This window comes from Streptacidiphilus sp. P02-A3a (assembly GCF_014084105.1).
GTDB lineage: Bacteria > Actinomycetota > Actinomycetes > Streptomycetales > Streptomycetaceae > Streptacidiphilus.
This window is the reverse complement of sequence record NZ_CP048289.1, coordinates 6,605,792-6,630,582: the sequence shown is the minus strand read 5'-3', so window position 1 is coordinate 6,630,582 and position 24,791 is coordinate 6,605,792. Positions and strand designations below refer to the sequence as shown.

Genomic DNA, 24,791 nt, shown 5'->3' with positions numbered 1-24,791 from the left:
TTCTGCGTCCGCGCCGACCCCTGTGGCACTCACTCCCTTGCGGTCGAAGCCGGAGTCGGACCCGAGTCCACCGTTTCCCTCCACGCCTGCCCGACTTCGGCGGCAAGAAGCCGATCGGCGCCGCCTTACCGCTCGGCTACGGTCGGGAGATCGGTATGCAACCGGAGGCCCGGGAGACGACCATGGAAGAGAACCCGCCCACCCGACAGCCCAATCGACGCACCGACCTGCTCGGCGTGCACTCGCTCGACCACTTCAGCCTCACCGTTCCCGACCTGGCCCAGGCGGAGAGCTTCTACCGGACCTTCGGCCTGGCCACGGCCGACCAGGGGAGCGCGCTGGGCCTGTACACGGACGGCCACCCGCACCGCTGGGGCAGCCTCACCGAGGGGCCCGCCAAGAAGCTGCGGCACCTCTCGTTCGGCGTCTACGCCGACGACCTGCCGCGCTTCGAGCGCAGGCTGGAGCGGCTGGGCGTGCCGCGGCTGGCGCCGCCGCCCGGCGCCGACGGCGACGGCCTGTGGTTCCACGACTGCGACGGCCTGCTGATCGAGCTCAGGGACGCCCAGAAGAGCTCACCGGACGAGAAGTCGCGGACCCACATGCCGGTCTCCCCGCCCGGGGTGCGCTGCGCCCCGCTGCGCGACGAGACCACCGAGGTCAGGCCGCGCCGGCTCCAGCACGTGCTGATCTTCACCCGCGACGTGAACCGGGTCGTCGAGTTCTACGCCAGGACGCTCGGCCTGCGGCTCTCGGACCAGGCCGGTGACGTGGCCTTCATGCACGGCGTGCACGGCAGCGACCACCACCTGCTGGCCTTCGCCGGGTCGGACCGACCCGGATTCCACCACTGCAGCTGGGACGTCTCCTCGGTCCACGAGGTCGGCCTCGGCGCGATGCAGATGGCCGACCAGGGGTTCCACGCGGGCTGGGGGCTGGGGCGGCACGTCCTCGGATCGAACTACTTCCACTACGTCCGCGACCCCTGGGGCAGCTACTCGGAGTACTCGGCGGCCATGGACTACATCCCCTGCGACATGGACTGGACGGCCCGGCAGCACCAGCCGGAGAACGGTTTCTTCCTCTGGGGCCCGGAACCGCCGAAGGACTTCGCGGTGAACGGGGAGTCCGACCAGTGGGCCTGAGGGCCCGGACCGCGCGGTTACGTACCGAGATCGAACTCCATGTCCGAATCACGCCAGCGCGGAGAGTCCTGACTCCGGTTAGCTGAGGTCAGCGGGTTCTCCATGCCGATCCGGATAACCAAGAGGAGCACGATGAGCGAGGAAGCACAGCGGCCGCGGCACTCAGGGTGGCTGCTCACAGCACTGCTGGGTGGCATGTTCCTCGGGAATGTCGACATCGCGATCGTCAACATCGCCACGCCGTCGATCCACGAACACCTGCACGCGTCGGGCGCGGAACTTGAGCTCATCGTCTCCGGCTACACCCTCACCTACGCCGTCCTGCTGATCACCAGCGCCCGGCTGGGGGAGATGCGCGGCTACCGGCGGATGTTCCTGATCGGCCTGGCCCTGTTCACCTGCGCCTCGCTGGCCTGCGGCCTCGCGCCCTCGTCGATCGTGCTGGTGGCCGCCCGGGTGGTGCAGGGCGCCGGGGCGGCGCTGCTGACCTCGCAGGTGCTGACCGGCATCCAGCTGAACTTCAAGGACGAGGCCCGGAGTTGGGCGCTGGGCCTGTACACGGCGGTGCTCTCCGGCAGTGCGGTGGTCGGCCAGGTCCTGGGCGGCGTACTGGTGACCGCGAACCTGTTCGGAACCGCCTGGCGCCCGGTCTTCCTGATCAACATCCCGGTCGGCATCGGCCTGTTCGTCGTCGCCTGGTACTTCCTCCCGGCGGACGGCCGCCGCAGCACCCAGCGGGTGGACCTGGCCGGAGTGACCGCCCTGTCGGCGGCGCTGCTGCTGCTGGTGCTCCCGATGGTGCTGGGCCGCGACGCCGGGTGGCCGATCTGGACCTGGCTGTGCTTCGCGGCCAGCCTGCCCGCACTGGGGCTGTTCGTCCTGATCGAGCGGCGGGTCGGCCGGACCGGCGGGCAACCGCTGATCACCCTGTCCCTGCTGCGGCGCCCGCCGGTGGTCTGGGCCCTGCTGTCGCAGGCGGCGACCCGGGCCACCTACTTCGCCCTGCTCTTCGTGCTGGCGCTGTACCTCCAGCAGGGGCTGGGCAAGAGCGCCTTCTACTCCGGGGCGGTGCTGGTGGCCTGGGTGGCCGCCTTCGGCGTCACCGGCCCGCTGCTGCGCCGGGTACCCGATCGGGCCAGGCGACTGGCCGCGCCGGTCGGCACGCTGCTGCTGGCGCTCTCCTTCGCGGGCATCGGCCTGGGCCTGCGGGCCGGGACCACCAACGGCTGGCTGCTGACGCTGCTGCTCGGGGTCGGCGGCCTCGGCTACGGAGCGGCGTTCAGCGGCATGCTCAGCCACCTGACCGGCTCGGTCGAGGACCGGTACGCGCCGGACATGAGCGGGCTGTTCAACACCACCCTCCAGGTGGGCGGCGTGCTCGGGGTCGCCGTCTTCGGCACCGTCTACCTGAACCTGGCGCCGAACGGCGGACACGACGCCGCGATCCACGGCTTCACCGTCACCACCTTCACCCTGGCCGCGGTGGCCCTGGTGGCCGCGGTGCTGGCCAGGGTGGCGCTGGCGAGCGTCCCGGCCGAGCCGGTGGTCCAGCCCGCCTCCGAGGACCGCGCCCGCAGCCGCGCCTGACGCCCCCGGACGGGGGCCTCGGGCGCGGTGTTGACCCGATGGACGCCCGGTCCGGGGGTCAGCCCTGGGCCGGGGCGGCGTCCCGCGCCGTGGGCAGGCCGTGGGCGGTGACCACCCGGGTGTTGCCCTCGGCGAGCTGGTAGGCCAGGCCGACGACCGCGGTGTGGCCGGAGGCCACCTGCTCGGCCAGCAGCCGGGAGCGGTCGAGCAGCAGGTCCACCGTGTGCTGGACGTGCACGTCTATGAAGTCGCTGTCCGCCCGCAGACCGGCGGCCCGCGCGGCCAGGACGCTCGGGGTGACCCGCTCGACGACGTCGCGGACGTAGCCGCTGGTGGTCAGCCCGTCCTCGACGGCGGCCCGGGCGGCGGCCACCGCGCCGCAGGAGTCGTGGCCCAGGACCACGACCAGTCGGCAGTCCAGCACGCTGGTGCCGTACTCGATGCTCCCCAGCACCTCGGCCCCGAGCACGTGCCCGGCGGTGCGCACCACGAACAGGTCACCCAGACCCCGGTCGAAGATGATCTCGGCGGCCAGGCGGGAGTCCGAGCAGCCCAGCAGGACCGCGAACGGCCGCTGACCGGGGGTGAGCTCGGCGCGCCTGGCGGCGTCCTGGTTCGGGTGCTCGCTGGTACCGGCCACGAACCGGCGGTTGCCGTCGAGCAGGACCTCAAGGGCCTCGGCGGGGGTGTCGAAAATGCTGGTCATGCCCGCAGCCTACGAGCCCGGACCCCGTCGCGCGAACAGGAGTGCGGCTCTCCGGGCATCCCGTGGCCGCCGCCCGGTCGCCCGTACCGATTTTCAACGGCGCCGATAAAGCGCGGCTCCCGCGCCATTCCGGGCGGGGCGCGGCGGAGCAGGGTGGAGCGCGGTGGAGAGCCGGAGGGCCAGCCAGCAGCAAAGACGTATATAGGATCTACGCAAAGCATAGCGTTGAATTTTCTTTTCCGAATCGTCTTCCGGTGGAGATAGGACGTGGACTAACCTGAAGTCGTCCGGGTGGCCCTGGCATCTTGGAAATGAAATCCGAGAAGAATTAATAGCGATGGTCCTATGATTCTTTAACGTGATTGCAGGGGTGTCCGTATGAACCAGTCCGTCCGCAGCTCCCACGACACCCGCTCCGCCGCCGCCCGTCCGTTCAACACCCATATGCACCGGGTCATCGAACCCGTCCTCGCCCTGCCGAGCGGCTCCGCCGTCCTCGACATCGGCTGCGGGGACGGCGCGGTCGGCCGGTGGCTGGCCGGGCGGGGGCGGCACCACGTCCTCGGCATCGACCTCGACCTGCCCGACCGGGCAGCCACCGGCGGTCGCCGACCACTGCCCGACGGCGGCTCCCTGGAACTGCGGAAGGCCGACCTGGCGGACATCCCGCAGCAGCGCCGCTATGACGGCGTCCTGCTCCTGGGCGTCCTGCACTACGCGGGCAGCGCCGACGGCGTCCGCCGGATGCTCGCGGCCGCGGACGCCCTGGGCACCCCTGACGCGCCGCTGGCGCTGAGCTGGATCTGCGACGAGGTGCCGCTGACCTACGAAGAGGCCTATCTGCCCGGCCGCGGCCTGGTGGAGGCGGTACTGGCCGACCTCGGCCGGACGGCCACGACGGCATGGAGCCGCGAGGTGACCCACGCGCACGGCGGCAGTCCCGAGCACGACCACCGCATCGTCTACGGCAGCTGGCAGCGCCCCTGACGGCGCGCCCCCCACATGCTCCCGCCGCATCCGGCTGCGGGACGGCTCACCCATCCCATCCCGGAGAGGAACAGCAATGTCCGAAACCCTCGTTGAGCGGGCCCCGGAGGGCGCGGTCCGCGCCGCCCTGATCCAGAACGGCAACGACCCGGGCGTCTACACCGAGCACGGCGCCGCACTGGTCGAGCGGGCGCCGGAGGGCGCGGTCCGTGCCGCGCTCATCCAGAACGGCAACGACCCGGGCGTCTACACCGAGCACGGCGCCACCCGCTGAACGACCGGCCCGGGCCGGCCCCACCGTCCGGTGCCGGCCCGGGCCACCCCCGTCCCGGAGCCACGCCACAGACCCCCACTCCCCCCGACCCAGCCCGATCCGACGAAGGAGGTCCGCCACCGCATGACCATCGAGGCGCCGCCGGGCGCAGACCAGTCCTACGCACCGCATCCCGAACTGCTCGTCTACCCGCTGGCGCCGACCGAGGGCGCCGCCCGGGTCATGGTGGCCGAGACCGCCTCGGCGCGGCCCCCGCTGGTCCTGCGCGACCCACGGGTCTCGCTGGCCATCACCCTGCTGCCGGACCGGGGCACCCGGGCGGAGATCACCGCCCGCTGGGCGGCGCAGGAGAGCCTGCGGCCGATCACCGACGCGCTGTGGTCCGCGCTGAGCGAGGAGGGGCTGCTGGTACCGGTCGGCGACGTGCCCGCGCAGGCGGCCGCCTGGCGCTCCTTCGACTGGGACGAGGCCTACCGCTACCACTCCTCGACCCGGGACTACCCCTTCCTCCAGATGGACCAGGAGGGGGCCTTCGCCGCGGACGACGCCCGGATGGAGGAGTACATCGGACGCAGCCTGCCGCCCGCGCTCACGCTGGACCTGCCGACCACGGCCCAACCCGCCGAACCGGCCGAACCCGCCGGGCCGCGACCCGCGATCCCGCTGCGCAAGATCGCGGAGGGCGAGTCGGCCGACGCCCTGCTCGCCGCCCTGACACCCGAGCAGCGCCGCGGGACCGAGGGCCTGGCGCTGCTCCTCGACGTCTGCTTCGGTGAGCGGACCAGGCGGCCGTTCGCGGTCCAGGGCGACTTCCTGCGCAAAGCCGTCCCGTCCGGTGGCGCCCGGCACCCCACCGAGGCCTTCGTGGCGCTGTTCCCCGGGGGCCCGCTGGAGCCGGGCACCTACCACTACAACGTCGAGCACCACCGGCTCGACCTACTGCGCGGCGGCGACCACTCGGCCGAGTTCCGGGCCGCGAGCTTCGACCTGTTCGACAAGTACCGGGAGGGCCCGTTCGGGCTGATCGTGTTCTGCTCGCTGGTGGAGCGGGCCATGTGGCGCTACCGGGACGCCCGTTCCGCCCGGGCCCCGTTCATCGACATCGGCCACGCCCTGATGGCGTACCGGACGGTGATCCAGCGGCTCGGCGTCGGCGGCTACACCTACCAGAAGTTCCACGACCGGCAGATCGCCGCACTGCTGGGCATCAACGTCGAGCGGCTGACCCCTCTCTTCCTCGGGACGCTGGTATGACCACGACCGCAGACCCGACCGCCCCGGACCGCACCCGGCCCACCAGGCTGGTCACCTCCCCGCTGTTCTTCGCCCACGAGCAGCGCGACGGCCAACAGTGCGCGCTGGGGCTCGCCCGCCGCGAGCGGCTGCGATCCGTCGGCGCGCGGGCCTGGGAGCTGCTGCACTTCCACCTCGAACCGCGCACCGCCGAGGCGAGCGCGGCCGCGGGCTTCACCCCGGCGGAGTGCGCGCAGGCGCTCGGCTCGGGCCTGGTGGTGGACGCCGACGCGGACGCCACCAGGGACATGTTCCGCTGGGAGTCCAACCGCTGGTCCCGGGCGGCCTACCTGCTCTACTCGCAGCAGGACCTCCGCTACGTCGAACCGGTCAGCGAGGACGCGAAGCTGAGTGAGCTGTCCGCCTTCCGACGCGGCCAGATCGCGGACTTCCAGGCCGAGGCGGGCTATCCGGAGCGCTTCCGGGTCGACCCGGTCGCCGAGTTCCCGCTCCCGGTACCGGAGCAGCCGATCACCTACAGCCTGGACTCGATGCTGGCCAGGCGCAGCGTGCGCAAGTTCGCCGCCACCCCGGTCACCGCCGGGACGCTGGGCGCGGTGCTCCACCACGCCACCGCCAACGTCCGGCTGGCCGAGCGGTCCAAGGCGTCCGGCGACCCGTACTACCTGCTCAACTCCTTCTACACCTGGCTGCACGTGTACGTGGCGGTGCAGGGGGTCGAGGGCGTGCCGCGCGGGATCTACCAGTACGACCCGGCCCGCAACACGCTGCTGGCCACCGGCGGGGATCCGAGTGACGAGGAGCTGGCGAGCACCATCCAGGGGCAGAACTGGATCGGCGGCGGCGGCGCGAGCGTCTTCGTCGTCGTGCAGTGGGACCGCTACCAGTGGCTGTACCGGCACTCCCGGGCCTACCTCAACCTCCTGATCCAGATCGGGGAGTTCGGGCAGGAGCTGCTCCAGGCCGGGTACCAGCTGGGCCTCGCCGGATGGCTGACCCCCGCGGTCGCCGAGAGCCGGGCGGCGTCGCTGCTGGGGCTGGACCAGGTCGGCAGCGACGCGGACGCGATGTACTACCTGAAGCTCGGGTACCCCGGGTGACGGCGCGGCGCGTGACCGAGCAGCAGCCGAGCCCGGCCCCGGCCCCGGCCCCGACCCTGACCCCGGCCCCGGCCCTGACCCCGGTCCCGGTGCTGCCGACCGGGACCGGGGCGGGGGTCCGCGCGGTGCGCTTCGCCGCCGGGACGACCGGCCTGCTGGCCGCCGTCGACGAGCTCACCGGGGGCGCCCGGCTGCTGCGTGACGTCACCATCGGCATGCCCGGCGACGGAAACGCCCAACTGGTGGCGGAGCAGGGGGACTTCTGGTTCCACACGGACGCCACCTTCCTGCCGGTACCGCCGCGCTGGATGGTCATCGCGGTACTGGAGGCCGACGGCGGCGGCGGTCTGGACCTGTTGCCGGTCGAGCTGGTCGAGGCGGCGGCGCTGTCGGTCCCCGCCGCCTACCTCACCCCGGAGGGCCACCGGGTCGCACCGGTCCTCGAAGAGCTGCCGGGGGACGGCGTCGGCCGACGGATCCGCTACCGGAAGGACAGGATGCGGGCCGCGGGTCCCCCCGCCGAGCTGGAGGCGGCCCACGCGGCGGTGCGGGCCGCGTCCGCCGGTGCCGGCTTCGCCGGGGAGCTGCGGCCGGGGGAGTGCCTGCTGGTGGACAACTGGACCGTGCTGCACCGACGCCGCCCGTTCACCGGGCGCCGGGTGATCCGCCGACTCTGGTTCGACAGCGCCGCCTGAACCGAACAACTCCGCTCCGCACCCGGCCTTTCCGCACCTGGCCTTTCCGCACCCGACCTTTCCGCACCCGACGAGGAACTCATGCATGCACCCCCTGCCGCCACGGACACCGGGGGCCCGGGCTTCCTCGCGCCGCTGCGGATGCGCGGCTTCCGGCACCTCGCGGTCGGGCAGCTCGTCTCCAGCGTCGGCAACGCCATGTCCAAGGTCGCCCAGGCGTGGCTGCTGGCGGCGACGACCGGCAGCAACGGCACCCTGATCGGACTGCTGGCGGCCTTCCAGCTCGGTCCGCTGCTGCTGTTCAGCGGCTACGGCGGCTGGATCGCCGACCGCTGGCCGCGCCGACGGATCCTGCTGACCACGCAGAGCACCCAGGCGGCGGTGAGTTCGGCCCTCGCCGCCCTGGCGTTCCTCGGCATGGCGCGGATCTGGGAGATCTACCTGCTCACCCTCGCCTCCGGACTGGTGACCGTGGCCGACAACCCGGCGCGGCAGCGGTTCCTGACCGATCTGGTGGGTGAGACCAAGCTGTCCCGGGCGCTGGGGCTGTACACCGCGCTGCTCAACATCGGCCAGGTGCTCGGACCGCTGGTCGCGGGGCTGATCGTCGGCTGGGCCCAGGTCGGTTGGATCTTCGCGGTGGACGCGGTGACCTTCCTGTTCGTGGTCGGGGTGCTGCTCACCATCCCCGCCCCGAAGCACACCGCGACCTCGGCCAGGGTCGGCGGCCTCGGCCCCGGGCTGCGCGAGGTGCGGCGCAGCCCCGATCTGACGCTCACCGTCGCCGCGTCGGCGGTGGTGGGCTCGGTCGGGGTCCAGTTCACCGTGACCAACACGCTGATGGCGACCCGGGTCTTCCACCTGTCGGCCACCGGATTCGCGCTGCTGCCGACGGCGGTGACCATCGGGTGCCTGCTGGGCGCGCTGCTCGCCGGACAGTGGACGGACCCGGGCGCCCGCACCGTCCTCGCCGCGGCCGCGGCCACCGGACTGACCGGCGCGGTGTCCGGACTGGCCCCGGACTACCCGGTGTTCGTGCTGCTGATGGTGCCCGCCGGGGCCGCGTCCATGTTCTTCACCACCACCGCCGCCGTCTGCCTGCAACTGCGCTCCGCCCCGGAGGTGCGGGGCCGCGTGCTCTCCGTCCAGACGTCGGCCTTCTACGGCAGCGGACTGGTCGGGGCACTGCTCATCGGCAGTTGCGCCGGTTGGTACGGCCCCCGGTCGGCGCTCCTGGTCGCGGGGGTGCTGACGATGGCTCTGTGCGGCGGCCTTGCGGTGGGGCACGCCCGGTCGGCCGACAGCACCAGCGGCAGTCCGGCTGCCGGCACGTACTGACCCGAAAGTAATCCGGCCCGCCCTGCGGCAACAGGACGGGCCGGTAAAGCAGTGCATCGCACGGAACACTGTACTAAGGAGAAGTCGCGTGCGTGCACCCGCCGGTTATGATACCGGTGCAGCCTGTGACCATGAACCTGGAGCCCTGGTGCCGGTCTGAGCTGCGGCTATGCCGGGTGTGCGGGTACGACTGGTGGCGGCGGCGGGGTCGGCCGCGGTCCCCGGTAGCTACTCACCGTAGCTGGGCGGGTGTCGGTTCGGCGCGTGGTCGTCCGCGTCCACTCAGCGGCACGGCATTCATCCGGCCCGGAGTCAAGACCCGGAAAGCAACGTCCGTATCCGGCTTCCCGGTGCGGCTTCCCGGTGCGGGCGCAGTACGTAGCCGAACGACGGGGCCCTGCGGGTCAAACTGTGTACATGTCAAGCCTGTTGATACGGCGTCGGGTATATCGATGGCGTACGCGATCTACGCCGCGACGTCCCGTGCCCGTCGACCGAATGCCGGGTGCGGTCCCGAGGCCGCGGCCCGGGGTGTGGTCAGGGGTGCGGGCCGACCCGCCGAAATATACTGACACGTCGTCAAGTCTCTATAGTGTAACGTGACTTGGGGGACCATCGGCGACCGTGGGCGACGAACCGATGGCGCCCCCGGGGGGTCGGCGGCGGCCCGGAGGCCGCGGCACTGCTGGTGGACGGTGCGTCCTGCCTGGTCAACCCGGTTCCCGGGGGCGGTGGTCGCCGCCGCCATTCAACTGACTTGTCATCACTTTTTGATAATGGCATGTGAGTTATCCCTGGGGCCAAAGACATCAGGGCTAGCATTGTTCATGGTTGCATCATCTATCGAGGTGATCGAAGTCGCTTTCCGGCGCAAGACTCACCGCCGTCGGCGTACACACCGATTCGGGTCCGCTCCGCGGCAACGGAGCCTCCCGACAGCCATGCACGGAAGCTGTGTTTAAGGAGAAGTCGCGTGCGCGCTCTTCGCTCTGTCATCATCACGTCGCTGGCCGTGGCCACCCTGGCCGCGGGAGCGGGTGCGGCTCTGGCCGACCCGTCCTCCTCGCCGGCGGTGACCTCGATCGTCGCGGTGGGTTCGGACACCACCCAGTTCCTCGGCAACCAGTTCTCGACGGACTACAACTCGACGAGCCCGACGAACCCGTTCTACAGCTGGAACGCGGTCGACCCCACCACCGGCGTTGCGAACGGCACCATCAGCAGCAAGAACGACGCCAACTGCTCCATCACCCGCCCGAACGGCTCCGGCCCGGGCATCACGCAGCTCCAGGCCAAGCTCAAGGCCACCAACGGCACCGACTACTGTGTCGACCTGGCCCGCTCCTCGCGGACGCTCAAGACCAGTGACGGAACCGGCCTCGCCTCGGTGCTGTTCGCCAAGGACCTGATCACCTACGCGACCAACACGGGTGGCAACGGCGTCAGCAACCTCTCCGACGCCGACCTGACCGCGATCTTCTCGTGCAACGCGTCGCTGATCAAGTCCACCTACAGCGGCCCGGTGACCTGGAACGAGGTCGGCGGCACCAGCACCGACGCGATCATCCCGGTGCTGCCGCAGGCCGGTTCCGGCACGCTGGCGACCTGGCTGGCCGACATCAACGTGGCCTCTCCCGGCACCTGCGTGGACAACGGCACCTACAACGGCAACCCGATCGAGGAGAACGAGGGCACCAACGCGGTGTACACCGCGACCGGCAACCCGACCGGGTACAAGGACACCCTGGGCATCTTCTCCGGCGGCAGCTACGTCAGCCAGGCCTACACGAAGACCAGCCCGGACAACGTCGGCACCCTGGTGCTGAACGACATCGACAGCAAGGCGCCGCTGACCTCCTCGAACACGATCAACACCGCCGGTCTGGGCGCCTTCCCGGCCGCCTACATCCGGGGCCTGTACCTGGTCACCCTCAACGCCGGTACCGCGTCGGCGCCGAAGGTCCCGACCAGCCCGATCGACCTGACCAAGCTCCTCGGCCAGGGCAACAGCACCGGCTGGATCTGCGGCACCACCGCCGCGACCGACATCAAGAACTACGGCTTCGCCACCGCCGCCAACTGCGGTGCCCTGACCGGCCAGTAGGACATCCCTCGCCCGGGTCGCGGGCCGGTCCGGCCCGCGACCCGGGCAACCCGGAGGTCCCGGTGCGCCCGGCGCACCGGGACCTCCGGTCCCAGACGCCCGGGGCGACAGGTTTTCCGGCGGGCGGACCCTCAAGCAGCACCCCCGGTGTGATCGCGGACCCCGGGGCGACCCGTCCGTGTCGGCTCGGCGTGGACGAACACTTCCCAGTCAAGGAGAAGCAGAACGACATGCGCATCTCTGCCAAGCGTGCCCTCACGCTGCCGGTGGCCCTTGTCAGTGCGGTAGCGCTGACCGGCCTGATGACGGGCACCGCCAACGCCGCGACCGTGAGCGGCGGCTCGGTCACCCTCTCCGTCAACGCCTCCTTCCTCGGGGCGCTGGCCGGGCACGGCGTCGGTTTCCTGCCCAGTGGTTACAGCTCCATCAGCTACGCGAACGGCCAGGTGGCCCTGACCTACGCGGCGACCGGCGGCGATGCGGACATCAACACGTACGCCGGCACCATCTCGTACTCCGGCGCGGTCTGCGGCTTCGACCTGAAGGGCAAGACCGTCGAGCTCAGCAGCCTGCTCTTCGACTTCGGTGACGACCAGTTCGACGGCGAGACCGCGACCAGCGGCGGGGAGGTGCCGCTGGTGGACCTGGCCGGTACCCAGATCGGGAGCGTCACCGGCACCACCGAGGCGTACTCGGCCAGCGAGCTGACGCTCGACGCGGCCGGTGCCGCGTACCTGAACAGCGCCCTGGGCACCAGCGCCTTCGTGAGCGGCCAGGACGTCGGCTCGTTCAGCGCGACCTGGGTGATCTGAGCGCGGTACCCGAGTACCCGGGGCCGGGACAGGACCCGGCGCCGGTCCGGCACAGCGAACCTGTGCCGGGCCGGCGCCGGCGCGCGGTGCTCCCGCGGAGACGACAGGGGGCGGCAGGAAGAAAGCAGTGAAGGGGAGATCCGGTGGAGATGATGGGCCGAACGGGAACACGACGGCGGACAGGCGCCCGGCTGCGGATCGCCGGTGCCTTACTCGCGGCGGTGGCCGCGCTGCTGGGGTTCGGCCCGGCGCCCGGTGCGAGTGCGGCCGCCCCGGCCGCGGTGCCCGCCGCCGTGCACGCCGCGGTGGCGACCGACGGCACGACCTGCGTTCCGACCGGCGAGGGCGGGACCAGGTGCACCGGTACCTATGGCAGTGACACCGCCTGGGACAACTACGCCGACCAGGAACTCGGCGGCATGATCTCGGCCGAACCGGTGGTCTCGGTGGACCAGACGGTCAACCTGAGCAACCAGATGGTGCACGTCTCCTGGTCGAACTTCACCCCTTCCGGCTACGAGGGCAACGGCGACCAGGCCACCGGCCTGTCCAACGGCTTCCGGCAGTCGCTTGAGTTCTACCCGGTCTTCGTCGTCGAGTGCAAAGGCGCGGCCCCGCAGAGCCTGGACGCGTGCAACGAGATCCAGGTGGGAGCCTCCACCTCGGGCGCGCCGGGCAACGCCGTCGAGTCGTACACCCAGGCCGGTGCGACCACCCAGGCGTCGGACTGCTCGGACGTGCCCACGGACCCGGTGTGCGGCACCGGCTACACCGACATCCAGATCCAGACGCGGATCCAGAACAACAACCTCGGCTGTGACAGCAACGACCCCTGCTCGATCGCGGTGCTGCCGCAGTGGGGCGGCAACACCTACGCGCAGCCGACGAACTGCGAGGACCACAGCCTGGACCTGCCGGGCAACGGCGGATACGGGTCGACCCTGTACGGCGACTACACCTCGTGCATGTGGAACGACCGCATCGTCGTCCCGCTCTCCTTCGCGAAGACCTCGCAGCAGCTGTGCGGCTCCAACGACTACGCGTTCTCGGCCCAGGGCTCACCGATGCTGGAACGGGTCATGGGGCAGTGGGAGCCGGGCTGGTGCACCGCCCCGCAGGGCAAGGTCGACTTCAACTACGACTCGGGCGTGAACGAGGACGAGGCCCGCAGCGGCTTCCTGGACGGCGGCAGTTCACTGAGTTCGAGCACGGACGTGGCGCTGGTGACCGATCCCGCCTCCAGCGCGCTGACCTCGGGATCGTCGAGACACTTCACCTACGCGCCGATCGTGACCACCTCGATCACCATCGCCTACTACGTGGACAACCAGGTCACCCAGGAACCGATCACCGACCTCAAGCTCAACGCGCGGCTGGTGGCGAAGCTGCTCACCGAGTCGTACTCGCTGGAGTTCGGCCAGTGCCAACCCGACCAGAGCACGCAGTCGGACCTGTGCGACCCGAAGGTCTCGGGCAACCCGGTCAGCATCTTCACCGACCCCGAGTTCTACCAGCTCAACCCGGAGTACTCGGAGGCCGACTTCGAGACCGAGACCAACGGCCTGGACAACAACGGTGACTTCCTGCCGATCGTGCTGGCCGGCAACAGCGACATGACCTACGAACTCACCCGGTGGGTCGAGGCCGACCCGGACGCGCGCGCCTTCCTGGAAGGCCAGCCGGACCCGTGGGGGATGCACGTCAACGCGTACTACGAGCAGGGAGTGTCGCAGACCTATCCGCTCGACCAGTTCCAGGTCCTCGACCCCGGCTTCTCCCCGAAGCGGAGCCTGCTGGGCTCCACCACCAATCCCTTCCTGTCCACCATGCAGGTGGCCTGGAACCCGGTGACCGGCCTGGACGACGTCGCCTCCGAGCTGGCCGGCTGGACCCCGAGCGGTGACCAGTTCTACCCCTCGTGCAGCAACACCACGGACGGGTGGACCACCTGCCACGGCAACATCATCGACGCCAAGGACGGCGCCGACCAGTTCCCGCAGCGCGCGCTGTTCGCGATCCTGGACTCCGGCACCGCGTCGGCCTACCGGTTCCCGACCGCGCAACTGGTCAACCCGGCCGGGAACGCCGAGGCCCCCACGGTCGACTCGATGACCGCGGCCGTCAACGCGATGAAGACCAACCCCGACGGCGTCACCCAGTACCAGGACTTCACCGACACCGCGGCCGGCGCGTACCCGCTGACCGAGGTCCAGTACGCGATGGTGCCGACCTGCGGGCTGCCCTCGGCCAAGGCCGAAGCGATCTCGACCTTCCTGCAGGACACCGCGAACTCGCAGACCTACGGCGTCGGCCTCAGCCAGATCCCGTCCTTCGGCGGCTACCTGGCGCTGGACGACGCCCAGCAGGCGCAGGTCATGACGGCGGCCCAGGCGGTGCAGCGGCAGACGTGCAAGAGCACGGCGCCGGACACCACCGTCTCCGGGCAGAAGCCGCCCACCACCGGCGGCGGGAGCTCGCCCGGCTCGGGCGCCGCGCCCGCGAACGACCTCTCCGGCAGCGGGACCGGCGGCGGCAGCGGTAGCGGGGCCGGAACCGGAACCGGGACCGGCGGCCGGGCCGCCGGTCCCACCAGCCCGGCGGCCAGTGGCCAGCCGACGAGCCAGGCGACCCCGATCGCCCTCGGCGACAAGGCCGCGGACACCAGCGGCGACTTCAACTACGTCCTGGTCTCCGCGCTGGCGCTGGGCGCCCTGCTCGGCATCGGCGGACCGCTGGCCTACGGCTACGGCACCGGCGGGTTCCGGCTGCCGCGCCGCCGGAAGCGGGGAGCCGCCCAGGGCACCGGCGGCAGCACCGGCGGCACCGATGGCTGACACCACGCCGACCGGCGCGTTCGGGCTGCCGGTGCCGTCCGGCGGCGCCGGAGCGGACGACGAGCACCCGACGGTCGAGACCGAGCCGCCAGAGGTCCCGCGGGTCATCACGGCGCAGCTCAGCGCGGCCGACCGGGCCTTCCGGGGGCTGCTGCGCAGCGGCGGGATCGCGGTCTTCGCGATCACCGGGCTGATCGGCACCTTCCTCGTGGTCCGCGCCTGGGGCTCCTACCGCCAGGCCGGTTGGAGCTTCTTCAGCACCGGCACCTGGCTGGTCGGTGAGGGCCGCTTCGGCATCGGCTCCATCCTGCCGAACGGCATCCTGATCGCCGTCATCGCGCTGGTGGTGGCCGTGCCCTGCGCGGTCGTCGCCTCGCTGTTCATCTCCGAGTACGCCCCGGCCGCGCTGAAACGGCCGCTGATCGCGCTGGTCGACCTGATGGCCGCGATCCCCAGCATCGTGTACGCGCTGTGGGGCGTGTTCTTCTTCCAGCCGGAGGCGCTCGGGTTCGCCCGCTGGCTGACCGACCACGTCGGACCGGTGTTCCCGCCCTTCCGGATCATCGGCCAGCAGACGAAGATCGCCTTCTCCTCCTCGCCGTTCATCGCCGGCCTGGTGGTCTCGCTGATGGTCATCCCGATCGTCACCTCGCTCTGCCGGGAGGTGTTCTCGCAGGCGCCGCAGGGCGAGCGGGAGGCGGCCTACGCGCTCGGCGCCAGCCGCTGGGCGATGATCCGCACCGTCGTCCTGCCCTACGGCCGCGGCGGCATGATCGGCGCGGTGATGCTCGGCTTCGGACGGGCCATGGGCGAGACGATCGCGGTCTCCCTGATCATCTCCCCGGTGTGGACCTTCAACTGGCACGCGCTACAGACCGGCGGCATGTCGATCCCGGCTCTGATCGCGCTGCGCTATACCGAGTCCACCCCGCAGATGCTCTCCGCGCTGATGGCCGCCGGGCTGGTGCTCTTCGCGTTCACCCTGGCCGTGAACGCCGCGGCCGGCGTCATCATCACCCGCACGCGCTCCGGCGCCCAGACGGCCGACTAGGAGGACCGACATGACGGAGCAAACGATCCCGGCCTCGGCCCTTGAGGCCACGGTGCCGCTGCCGAAGGTCACCGCCGAGCCCGCGGCGCGGCCGCAGCCCGAGCGGCGCATCAGGCGGCGCGCCGTCACCCTCGACGGGGCCTGCGCGCTGCTCGGCTCGGGGCTGGGCGCCCTCGGCCTGACCTGGCTGGTCTACGAGCGGCTGCTGCCGACCAGCGGCGCCCTCGGGTTCTGGGTCAGCGCGTTCCTCGTGTTCCTGGCGCTCTACGCCGGGGTGACCGCGCTGGTGTGGGGCCCACGGGCGGTGGCCGACCGGCTGGCCGCGGCGTGCATGGCCGCGGTCGGCGTGTTCATCGTGTTCGTGGTGGTGGACCAGGTCGCCTACACGGCCTACCAGGGCCACACCGCGCTCGGACACCTGAACTTCTTCACCCAGGACTCGCTCAACTCGACCGCGCTCACCTCGCTCGGCCACGGCGGCATCCTCAACGCGCTGATCGGCTCGCTGGAGCAGATGGGCATCGCGACCGCCGCGGCCGTCCCGCTCGGGATCCTCGCCGCGCTGTTCCTGGTGGAGGTCGGCGGCCGGATGGCGCGCCCGGTGCGCTCCCTGATCGAGGCGATGACCTCGCTCCCCGAGATCATCGCCGGGCTGTTCGTCTTCGCGCTGTTCATCCTCACCTTCGGGCTGCGGCAGAGCGGTTTCGCGGCGGCACTGGCGCTCACCATCATGATGATCCCCTTCGTCGCGCGCTCCTCGGAGGTGATGCTCCGGCTGGTGCCCGGCACGCTGCGGGAGGCCTCCTACGCGCTCGGCGCGAGCCAGTGGCGCACCGTGTGGAGCGTCGTGCTGCCGACCGCCCGGTCCGGGCTGACCACGGCGATCGTGCTGGGCATGGCGCGGGCCATCGGCGAGACCGCGCCGGTCCTGCTCACCTCCGGATACACCGACTACGTCAACGCGAACCCGTTCTCCGGCTGGCAGACCAGCCTGCCGCTCTACATCTACGAGACCGTGCGCGAACCGGCCGACGTGCAGCGGGTCCGGGCCTTCGGCGCCGCGCTGGTACTGATCGCGCTGGTCCTCGTGCTCTTCACGGTCGCCCGGGTGCTCGGCGGCCGGGCACCGGGGGAGCTGAGCCGGCGTCAGCGACGCCGGGTCGCCCGGGACCGGCTCGCGCACGCCGCGGCCGCACCCGTCGGCCACCGTCCCGGCCGCAGCGCCGCCGACCTGGAAGGGGAGACGAATGAGTCCGCTTAGACTCCGGCTCCGACTGTTCATCGCCCTCATCGCCGCGGCGATCACCCTGGTCGCCCTCCCGGTGACCTCGGCCTCCGCCACGAGCTACGTCCCGCTCGACGGGGACGGCTCCTCCTGGGCCCAGCCGGCGATCCAGCAGTGGGCCCGGGACATGGCGTCCCAGGGCGTCACCATCAACTACACCGGTGACGGCTCCGCCCAGGGGCGGGAGAAGTACATCGAGAACCAGAACGACTTCGCCGGCTCCGACATCGCCTTCCTCACCCAGGGCGACCCGTTCGGCGCCGGATTCGAGACGCCGACCTGGAACTACTCGTACATCCCGGTCGTCGCGGGCGGGACCACGTTCATCTACAACCTCACCGTCGGCGGGCAGAAGGTGAAGAACCTGCGGTTGTCCGGCCAGACCATCGCCGACATCTTCACCGGCACGATCACCAACTGGGACGATTCGCGGATCACCCGCGACTACGGAGCCAAACTGCCCGACCAGCCCATCACGGTGGTCACCCGCTCCGACGGCTCCGGGGCCAGCTACATGTTCACCCGGTGGCTCTCCAAGGAGTACCCGTCGCAGTGGAACCAGTTCTGCTCCGCGCACGGCGGCCCCAGCCCCTGCGGGCCCACCGAGTTCTACCCCGGCTTCGCCAACTCGGTGCAGAAGGACGGCTCGGACCAGTTGGCCAACTTCCTGTCCTCGTCCATCAGCAACGGCGCGATCGGCTACGACGAGTACGCCTACGCGCTCGACTACGGCCTGCCCGCGGTGAAGATGCTCAACGCGGCCGGCTACTACACGCTGCCGACGGCGTCGAACGTCGCGATCGCGCTCCAGTCGGCCGTGATCGACTCGAACCCGAACGACGTCGACTTCCTGATGCAGAACCTCGACAACGTCTACACGTCCAGTGACCCGCGCACCTATCCGCTGTCCAGCTACAGCTACCTGATCATCCCGCGCGACGTCGGCGGCGGACGGAACAACCAGCCACCGCCGGCCTGGACCACGGCCAAGGGCGTGACCCTGAGCACCTGGCTCAACTACGTGCTCTGCGGCGCCCAGAACAGCGCGGGCAACCTCGGCTACTCGCCGCTCCCGAAGAACCTGGTCGTCGGCGGGTTCCAGCAGGTCGACCACCTGCCCGGGCACGTGGCGACGCCGAACCTCACCCAGCTGATGGGCTGCAACAACCCGACGTACTCCAACGGCGTCAACCACCTGATCACCGGCGCACCGATGCCCAGTCCCTGCGACTACGTCAGCGCGCCGCTGAACTGCGCGGTCTCCGGCGGCAAGGCGGTGTCCACCGGTGGATCCGGGTCGGGCTCGGGGTCGGGCTCCGGCTCCGGCTCGGGTTCCGGTTCGGGTTCGGGCTCGGCCGGGGCGGGCAACGCCAACGCGGCGAACCCGGCCTCCGCGAACAACACGGGGACCGGCGGAGCCTCGGCGCGAGCGAGTTTCGACCCGAACACCGGACAAGTGGTCGGCGCCGGATCGGACAGCTCCGGCGGCTCCCCGCAGTCCATCGCCGCCGAGCCGGTGATGGTCGCCGGACGGCCGGACGAGGAGTCGCTGCTCGCCGCGCTCACCGTGCTCGAAATCCTGGCCGCGGTCTGCGCGCCGGTGTTCGTCGGTGCGTGGGTCCAGCGTCGCCGGAAGCGGGGCTGACCGGTGGCGCAGCCAGAGCTCCTCGAATCGGCGACCCACACCCGGCCCGGGAGCGAGTCGGGGCCGGAGCCCGGGCGGGAGTCCGGCTCCGGGGCCGGGAACTCCACCGGCCGCCGGATCCGCCGTCGCCGCGGCCCCGAGCCGCGGCGCCCGGCCCGCCCGGCCGCGCCGCCCCGGCGGCGGCCCCTGGTGCAGCGCATCGGCGTGGTGGTCACCCTGCTCTCGGTCCTGATGCTGGGGTTCTTCGTCTACCTCTACGGCCTGTCCGGGATCAGCGAGCAACGCGCCCAGTCGGTGCTGTACAAGACCTTCGCGGGGGAGCTCTCGCTGGCGACCGCGCCGACCGGACCGACCACCGAGGGCGCGCCGGTCGCGATCATGAACATCCCCGCGATCGGCGTGCGCGACCTGGTGGTCGTCGAGGGCACCAGCGCCGAGGACCTCACCCACGGTCCCGGGCACCTGCGCGCCACCGTGCTGCCCGGCCAGTACGGCGTGAGCGCGGTCTACGGGCGCAACGTCAGCTACGGCGGCCCGTTCGCCCGGCTGATGGAACTGCGCCGCGGCGACCGGATCACCGTCACCACCGGCCAGGGCGTCGCGACGTACACCGTCGAGTCCTTCGGCACCACCGCGCACCCGGCGCCCGACCCCACCGCCAACCGGCTGCTGCTGGAGACCGGGAACAGCTCCGGCTATCCGACCGGGTGGACCCAGGTCAGCGCCGACCTGTGGAGCGCTCCGCAGCCGACGCCCACGGCCTGGCCCGCGGTCGGCCCGGCGGAACAGCCGCTGGCCGGCAACCCGGCGGCGCTGCTCCCGCTGCTGCTCTGGGCCCAGGCGCTGCTGCTGGTCTCGTTCGGCGGCTCCCTGGCCGGCTACCACTGGTCGCGCTGGGGCGCCGCGCTGTGCACCGCCCCGGTCGTGCTCGCCCTGGTCTGGACCGTGTACGAGAACGTCTCGCTGCTGCTGCCGAACCTGTACTGATGCCGGACTCACCCCGAGAGGACACTGACATGAGCGCTTTGAACGAGACGGCATCGCTCGACCTCGACCTGACGCGGGAGGCCGGGGCGCCGGTCCGCCGGGACAGCCCGGCCGGGCTGGAGACCCGGGCGGTCTCCGCGTGGTTCGGCGACCACAAGGTGCTCGACCGGGTCTCGCTGACCATGGCCCCGGGCAGCGTGACGGCCCTGATCGGGCCCTCCGGCTGCGGCAAGTCCACCTATCTGCGGATCCTCAACCGGATGCACGAGATGGTCCGCGGCGCCGCGCTCGCGGGCGAGGTACTGCTCGGCGAGGGCGACATCTACGACCCGGGGGTGCGTCCGGCCGAGGTGCGCAAGCGGATCGGGATGGTGTTCCAGAAGCCCAACCCCTTCCCGGCGATGACCATCTACGAGAACGTCGCCAGCGGGCTGAAGCTCGCCGGGATCAAGGGCGTGGACAAGAACGAGGTGGTCGAGAACTCACTGAAGCGGGCCGGGCTGTGGAACGAGGTGCAGCGCCGCCTGCGCACGCCCGGCGGCGCGCTGTCCGGCGGCCAGCAGCAGCGGCTGTGCATCGCCCGCTCGCTCGCGGTCAGCCCGGACGTGCTGCTGATGGACGAGCCCTGCTCCGCGCTCGACCCCACCTCGACCCGGCGGATCGAGGAGACCATCGGCGAACTGGCCGAGCAGGTCACCATCGTCATCGTGACCCACAACATGCAGCAGGCCGCCCGGGTCTCCCAGCACTGCGCGTTCTTCCTGGCCGGTGAGGACCAGCCGGGCCGGATCGTCGAGTCGGGGCCCACCACGCAGATCTTCGAGGCACCGGCCGATCCCCGCACCGCCGACTACGTCCACGGTCACTTCGGCTGAGCGGGCTGCTCCGGAGGGCGGCGGGCGACAGCGCGGTGGTCATCGAAACAGCGCAGCGGCAGCACCCGGGAGCCGTCCCGCGGTCGGCCCGGCCCCGCTGCCGGTGCGCCGTGGCAGCTGCTCCACGGCCGGTCGGACAGAACGTACGAGCTTGACTAGAACATGTGAGCTCTGATTTCTGTAGGTTCTAACCTTCGACCGGTGCCGCGCCGGTGCATTCGCTGGGCTGGTGAGGAGTACGCACATGGGTTCGCTGACTACGGGTGCTCGGCTCCAAGCCGACACCCGTGCCGTCCGGTCCACCCGCACCCCCGCCTCGCGCAGCGCCCGTCGTCCCCGGCCGCCGCTGGTCGCCGCGCTGTTCGCCGCGGCGTGGGTGGTGCCGCTCCTCACCCAGCTGACCCGGACCGACCCGCTGCTGGTGGTGCTGGCCGTCTTCGGCACCGGCGGTCTGGTGCGGGCCGGTGCCACGATCGTGGACCGGCTCGTGATCACGCTCGTGCTGCTGTTCGGGGCGGCCATGGCGGGCGGACTGCTCTTCTCGGTGTGGCCCTGGGGCCTGCAGCCGGTGGCGGTCGGCGGGCTCGGCCTCACCCTGCTGGTCGGCGCCTACCTCTGGCTCGGCGCCCGGCCGCCCTGGCACACCTGGCCGCGCCGGATGCTCGGCACCGACGTGGTGCTGCTGGCGGGCCTGGTCGCCGGGACCCTGGTCGCCTACTGGCCGAGCCTCGGCGGCGGCGTCGGCAACCGGCTCGGCTTCGCCGGAATGACCGGTGACCGGCTGCGCCACTTCAGCCTCTTCGACACCATCCACAGCCACGGCGGCTACACCTTCCTGATGCAGGGCCAGGTGAAGGGGGCGGTGGACCCGGGCATGCTCGCGGTCTACCCGCCCGGCCAGCACTACCTCTACGCGCTCGGCGACATCTTCCTGCGGTCGAGCGTCAACCCCGGCAACGCGGTCGCCGAGCTGGACCGCTACAACGTCTGGGTCAGCCTCGGCTACGGCTTCTTCGTGGCCGCCGTCGCCTGGGCCGCACGCTGGGCGGCCGGTCCGTTCCTGGCCGGTTGGCAGCGGGTCCTGCTGGTCACCGCGATCACCGGCTACCTCACCGTGGGGTCGTTCACCAGCGCGATATGGTGCACCTGGGATCCCCAGGTACTCGGTATGGCGCTGCTCGCGGTGCTGGCCGCGGTCTGCTTCCGGCCACCGACCGGCTGGCGTACCCACGCGGCGCTGATGGCGCTGCTGTTCCTCGCGAACTGCCTGACCTACGAGGGCTTCGCGCCGTTCGCCGCGATCATGGTCGCGGTCTCCCTGGCGGTCCACCGCCGACGGCTGCTGCCGCACTGGAAGCCGCTGCTCGTGGTCGCGGTGGTGACGCTGCCGATGGCGCTGAGCGAGTACATCGCGGCCCACGCGGCCGGGCTGAGCGACACCTCCGCCGCCCAGGCCACCGGGTTCACCATCCTGTTCAGCTGGATACCGCTCACCGTGACCGGGGCCGCTAGCCTGCTCGGCTTCGCCACCCGCGCCGCCCGGCGCCGCCCGTCGGCGGTCGCCGGTCTCTGCGCGACGCTGCTGAGCGCGGTGGCGGTCCTGGTGTTCCTGCTCGACGCCAGGCAACCGCTCGCCGACGACTACTACTTCCAGAAGTTCGTCCAGGCCTGGGTCGTGATCATGATGGTCACCGCGGGCTGCTTCGGCCACCTGCTGCGCCGACCGGTGCTGCCGCGCCGGGGCCTGGCCGGGTTCGGTGCCGGGCTCGCCGCGTTCGCGCTGGCCGTGGTCGCCACGCACAGCTTCTGGTGGTCCGCGCACCTGGTCAGGCCCGCCACCCCGGCCGGCGACCCGAACCCCGGGGCGAGCTGGTCGGTGGGCCGGTCGAGTACCTGGGCCTCGGTGTGGATGAGCACCTGCTGCCAGGTGCCCGACAACATCCCCGCGCTGGGCAACCTCGCCGCGGCGCACCAGCTGGCGGACGGGATCCCGACCGTCGCCGTCGTCTACGGCGACGCCTCCAGCAACGTGGACCTCAGCCTGCAACTGGCGGTGCTGAACCGCGACGCCGGCACCATGTCCGCCGTCATCTACGGCTCGGCCACCGACCAGGACCGCGGCCTGAACGCCACCGCGGACCTGGCGGACGTCGGCCGGAACGGCGCGGCGTGGACCGCCGAGCGGCGGCACGAACTGACCGAGCTCGAAGCCGGGATCAAGGCGGTGGGCACGCCGGTACGCGTCATCGTGGCCTCCCAGCCGCTGCGGACCGCGCTGACCGCCTGGAGCCGGGCCACCCCCGGCGCCATCCGCGACGTCGTCTACGAGCCGAACATCCTGACCCGCCCGCGGCCAGGGGGAGCGCGGGACGCGCTGCGGTGACATCCGCGGCGGCGGGCGGCGGGCGGCGGGCAGGCGGTGAGGCCCACCCTGGGCACCGGTCGGTCCGGGCGGCCTCCTACTATCGTCTGGTATTCATCGGCGGACGCTGACACCCCTGGGCCGTGCCCGTCGCCCCGCACGCCTCGACGACCTCCACCGCCCTGCCTGGAGGCGTACCTCTAGGAGGAACGTTCATGCACGCCCGGAGGATCGGCGCGGTCGCCGCGACAGCAGTGGCGCTGGTCGCCGCTCGCGACCTTGTCCAGAAGCGGCACGCGCTGCTGCGCAACTTCCCGGTGATCGGGCACGCCCGGTACCTGCTGGAGACGATCGGGCCGGAGCTGCGGCAGTACATCGTCACCTCCAACGAGGAGGAGCGCCCGTTCAGCCGCGACCAGCGCAGTTGGATCTACGCCTCGGCGAAGGCGCAGAACAACTACTCCGGGTTCGGCACCGAGATCGACGTCGAGCACGTCCAGGGCCACGCCTACCTGAAGCAGCGCACCTTCGCCGGTGCCATGCCCGACGCGCACGACCCGCTGGTACCGCTGCCCTCGGCCAAGGTGCTGGGCGGCCCGCGCGGACGGGTCAAGGCGTTCCGGCCGGCGAGTGTGGTGAACATCTCGGCGATGAGCTTCGGATCGCTCTCCGGCGCGGCCATCACGGCGCTCAACCAGGGGGCGGCGCTCGCGGGCACGATGCACAACACCGGTGAGGGCGGTCTCTCGTCGTACCACCGCAGCGGCGGTGACCTGGTACTGCAGATCGGGACGGCGTACTTCGGCTGCCGCAACGAGGACGGCAGCTTCGACCTCGGCAGGCTCAAGGAGGTGGTCGCCAGCGCCCCGGTCAGGGCGATCGAGATCAAGCTCTCCCAGGGCGCCAAGCCGGGGCTGGGCGGAATGCTGCCGGCCGCGAAGGTGACCCCGGAGATCGCCGGGATCCGCGGCATAACGGCCGGGAAGGACTGCGCCTCCCCGTCGCGGCACACCGCCTTCGGCGACGTCGACTCGATGCTCGACTTCGTCGAGCTGCTCGCCGCCGAGACCGGTCTGCCGGTCGGGGTCAAGAGCGCGGTCGGGGACCTGGGCTTCTGGCAGGAGCTGGGCACGCTGATGGCGCCCGGCGACCGAGGTGTCGACTTCGTGACCGTCGACGGCGGCGAGGGCGGCACCGGGGCGGCGCCCCGGATCTTCGCCGACTCGGTGGCGCTGCCGTTCCGGATGGGCTTCTCCCGGGTCTACGGGACCTTCGCCGAGCTGGGGCTGACCGACGACCTCACCTTCATCGGCTCCGGCAAGCTGGGCCTGCCGGAGAACGCCGCGGTCGCCTTCGCCCTGGGCGCCGACATGGTCAATGTGGCCCGTGAGGCGATGCTGTCGATCGGCTGCATCCAGTCGCAGAAGTGCCACACCGACCGGTGCCCCACCGGCATCGCGACCCAGAACCCGTGGCTCGCCCGCGGCGTGGACCCGGCCTCGAAGTCCACCCGGGCCGCAGTCTACCTGCGCACCCTGCGCCGGGAGCTGATGAAGGTCTCCTCGGCCGTCGGCGTCGCCCACCCGGGGCTGATCACCCCCAACGACGTCGAGATCATGAACGGCGACTACGAGGCCCGCACCCTGGCCGGGGTCTACGGCTACAAGGACGGTTGGGGCGAGCTCGGCCCGCACCTCGCCGAGGAGATCACCGCGCTGGTCACCGCCGAGCGGCGGTAGCCCGCGAGGCC

Annotated in this window: 19 protein-coding genes; 18 read left to right on the top strand and 1 reads right to left on the bottom strand. The window is 71.5% G+C overall.

All coding sequences use genetic code 11. From position 1 onward, the window contains the following. Positions 1-182: 182 nt before the first annotated feature. Together GXP74_RS28170 and GXP74_RS28165 are read left to right on the top strand one after the other, a co-directional pair. Positions 183-1,145, top strand: coding sequence for a VOC family protein (locus tag GXP74_RS28170; protein ID WP_182454046.1), 963 nt, complete (start codon positions 183-185; stop codon positions 1,143-1,145). A 132-nt stretch (positions 1,146-1,277) separates the two neighbouring features. Next, positions 1,278-2,732 (top strand): MFS transporter, encoded by a 1,455-nt coding sequence (locus GXP74_RS28165; RefSeq protein ID WP_225448252.1) that lies wholly within the window; start codon positions 1,278-1,280, stop codon positions 2,730-2,732. Positions 2,733-2,790: 58 nt separating this feature from the next. Here GXP74_RS28165 and GXP74_RS28160 read toward each other — a convergent pair whose 3' ends face one another. After that, positions 2,791-3,438 (bottom strand): carbonic anhydrase, encoded by a 648-nt coding sequence (locus GXP74_RS28160; protein WP_182454045.1) that lies wholly within the window; start codon positions 3,436-3,438, stop codon positions 2,791-2,793. Positions 3,439-3,816: 378 nt separating this feature from the next. Here GXP74_RS28160 and GXP74_RS28155 point away from each other — a divergent pair, with 378 nt between their 5' ends. The 16 genes from GXP74_RS28155 to GXP74_RS28080 all read left to right on the top strand — a co-directional run bounded on the left by GXP74_RS28155 (position 3,817) and on the right by GXP74_RS28080 (position 24,780). Continuing rightward, on the top strand, positions 3,817-4,425 hold the full coding sequence (locus tag GXP74_RS28155) for a bifunctional 2-polyprenyl-6-hydroxyphenol methylase/3-demethylubiquinol 3-O-methyltransferase UbiG (protein WP_182454044.1): 609 nt from the start codon (positions 3,817-3,819) through the stop codon (positions 4,423-4,425). A gap of 76 nt (positions 4,426-4,501) precedes the next feature. After that, positions 4,502-4,699, top strand: coding sequence for a hypothetical protein (locus GXP74_RS28150; protein WP_182454043.1), 198 nt, complete (start codon positions 4,502-4,504; stop codon positions 4,697-4,699). Between the two features lie 123 nt (positions 4,700-4,822). Beyond that, on the top strand, positions 4,823-5,953 hold the full coding sequence (locus GXP74_RS28145; protein WP_182454042.1) for a SagB/ThcOx family dehydrogenase: 1,131 nt from the start codon (positions 4,823-4,825) through the stop codon (positions 5,951-5,953). Then, entirely contained in the window at positions 5,950-7,053 is a 1,104-nt protein-coding gene (locus GXP74_RS28140; RefSeq protein ID WP_182454041.1) for a nitroreductase family protein, read from the top strand. Before GXP74_RS28145 ends, GXP74_RS28140 begins: the two co-directional genes overlap by 4 nt. 11 nt (positions 7,054-7,064) lie before the next feature. Beyond that, positions 7,065-7,748: a TauD/TfdA family dioxygenase gene (locus GXP74_RS28135; protein ID WP_182454040.1), complete on the top strand. Its 684-nt coding sequence runs from the start codon at positions 7,065-7,067 to the stop codon at positions 7,746-7,748. A gap of 81 nt (positions 7,749-7,829) precedes the next feature. After that, positions 7,830-9,086 carry an MFS transporter gene (locus tag GXP74_RS28130; RefSeq protein WP_182454039.1) on the top strand — a complete coding sequence of 419 codons (1,257 nt, stop codon included), beginning with the start codon at positions 7,830-7,832 and terminating at the stop codon, positions 9,084-9,086. 973 nt (positions 9,087-10,059) lie between these two features. Beyond that, positions 10,060-11,190, top strand: a complete 1,131-nt coding sequence (locus tag GXP74_RS28125) for a hypothetical protein (protein WP_182454038.1) — start codon at positions 10,060-10,062, stop codon at positions 11,188-11,190. Positions 11,191-11,420: 230 nt separating this feature from the next. Continuing rightward, positions 11,421-12,002: a hypothetical protein gene (locus GXP74_RS28120; protein ID WP_182454037.1), complete on the top strand. Its 582-nt coding sequence runs from the start codon at positions 11,421-11,423 to the stop codon at positions 12,000-12,002. Positions 12,003-12,151: 149 nt separating this feature from the next. Further along, positions 12,152-14,836 (top strand): hypothetical protein, encoded by a 2,685-nt coding sequence (locus tag GXP74_RS28115; RefSeq protein ID WP_182454036.1) that lies wholly within the window; start codon positions 12,152-12,154, stop codon positions 14,834-14,836. Beyond that, complete coding sequence (pstC, locus tag GXP74_RS28110) at positions 14,829-15,887, top strand: phosphate ABC transporter permease subunit PstC (RefSeq protein ID WP_182454035.1); 1,059 nt, start codon at positions 14,829-14,831, stop codon at positions 15,885-15,887. The genes GXP74_RS28115 and pstC overlap by 8 nt, the downstream gene beginning before the upstream one ends. 10 nt (positions 15,888-15,897) lie before the next feature. Further along, positions 15,898-17,148: a phosphate ABC transporter permease PstA gene (pstA, locus tag GXP74_RS28105; RefSeq protein ID WP_182454034.1), complete on the top strand. Its 1,251-nt coding sequence runs from the start codon at positions 15,898-15,900 to the stop codon at positions 17,146-17,148. Further along, positions 17,135-18,817: a substrate-binding domain-containing protein gene (locus GXP74_RS28100; RefSeq protein WP_182454033.1), complete on the top strand. Its 1,683-nt coding sequence runs from the start codon at positions 17,135-17,137 to the stop codon at positions 18,815-18,817. Before pstA ends, GXP74_RS28100 begins: the two co-directional genes overlap by 14 nt. 3 nt (positions 18,818-18,820) lie before the next feature. After that, a complete protein-coding gene (locus GXP74_RS28095) occupies positions 18,821-19,804 on the top strand; it encodes a class E sortase (RefSeq protein WP_182454032.1) in 984 nt (327 codons plus the stop codon). A 29-nt stretch (positions 19,805-19,833) separates the two neighbouring features. Beyond that, positions 19,834-20,679, top strand: a complete 846-nt coding sequence (locus tag GXP74_RS28090) for a phosphate ABC transporter ATP-binding protein (RefSeq protein WP_182454031.1) — start codon at positions 19,834-19,836, stop codon at positions 20,677-20,679. A gap of 244 nt (positions 20,680-20,923) precedes the next feature. Next, positions 20,924-23,062, top strand: coding sequence for a hypothetical protein (locus tag GXP74_RS28085; RefSeq protein WP_182454030.1), 2,139 nt, complete (start codon positions 20,924-20,926; stop codon positions 23,060-23,062). A gap of 194 nt (positions 23,063-23,256) precedes the next feature. Further along, the gene (locus tag GXP74_RS28080; protein WP_182454029.1) at positions 23,257-24,780 is read left to right on the top strand and encodes an FMN-binding glutamate synthase family protein; all 1,524 of its coding nucleotides are present in this window, start codon (positions 23,257-23,259) and stop codon (positions 24,778-24,780) included. The last annotated feature ends 11 nt before the right edge of the window (positions 24,781-24,791 follow it).

Bases quoted from the DNA above. Each gene is read 5' to 3' on its own strand.
- GXP74_RS28145 (WP_182454042.1), top strand. From the start codon at position 4,823: ATGACCATCGAGGCGCCGCCGGGCGCAGACCAGTCCTACGCACCGCAT.
- pstA (WP_182454034.1), top strand. From the start codon at position 15,898: ATGACGGAGCAAACGATCCCGGCCTCGGCCCTTGAGGCCACGGTGCCG.
- GXP74_RS28085 (WP_182454030.1), top strand. From the start codon at position 20,924: ATGGGTTCGCTGACTACGGGTGCTCGGCTCCAAGCCGACACCCGTGCC.
- GXP74_RS28100 (WP_182454033.1), top strand. From the start codon at position 17,135: ATGAGTCCGCTTAGACTCCGGCTCCGACTGTTCATCGCCCTCATCGCC.
- GXP74_RS28165 (WP_225448252.1), top strand. From the start codon at position 1,278: ATGAGCGAGGAAGCACAGCGGCCGCGGCACTCAGGGTGGCTGCTCACA.
- GXP74_RS28155 (WP_182454044.1), top strand. From the start codon at position 3,817: ATGAACCAGTCCGTCCGCAGCTCCCACGACACCCGCTCCGCCGCCGCC.
- GXP74_RS28140 (WP_182454041.1), top strand. From the start codon at position 5,950: ATGACCACGACCGCAGACCCGACCGCCCCGGACCGCACCCGGCCCACC.
- GXP74_RS28115 (WP_182454036.1), top strand. From the start codon at position 12,152: ATGATGGGCCGAACGGGAACACGACGGCGGACAGGCGCCCGGCTGCGG.
- GXP74_RS28120 (WP_182454037.1), top strand. From the start codon at position 11,421: ATGCGCATCTCTGCCAAGCGTGCCCTCACGCTGCCGGTGGCCCTTGTC.
- GXP74_RS28130 (WP_182454039.1), top strand. From the start codon at position 7,830: ATGCATGCACCCCCTGCCGCCACGGACACCGGGGGCCCGGGCTTCCTC.
- GXP74_RS28160 (WP_182454045.1), bottom strand. From the start codon at position 3,438: ATGACCAGCATTTTCGACACCCCCGCCGAGGCCCTTGAGGTCCTGCTC.
- GXP74_RS28170 (WP_182454046.1), top strand. From the start codon at position 183: ATGGAAGAGAACCCGCCCACCCGACAGCCCAATCGACGCACCGACCTG.
- pstC (WP_182454035.1), top strand. From the start codon at position 14,829: ATGGCTGACACCACGCCGACCGGCGCGTTCGGGCTGCCGGTGCCGTCC.
- GXP74_RS28090 (WP_182454031.1), top strand. From the start codon at position 19,834: ATGAGCGCTTTGAACGAGACGGCATCGCTCGACCTCGACCTGACGCGG.
- GXP74_RS28150 (WP_182454043.1), top strand. From the start codon at position 4,502: ATGTCCGAAACCCTCGTTGAGCGGGCCCCGGAGGGCGCGGTCCGCGCC.
- GXP74_RS28080 (WP_182454029.1), top strand. From the start codon at position 23,257: ATGCACGCCCGGAGGATCGGCGCGGTCGCCGCGACAGCAGTGGCGCTG.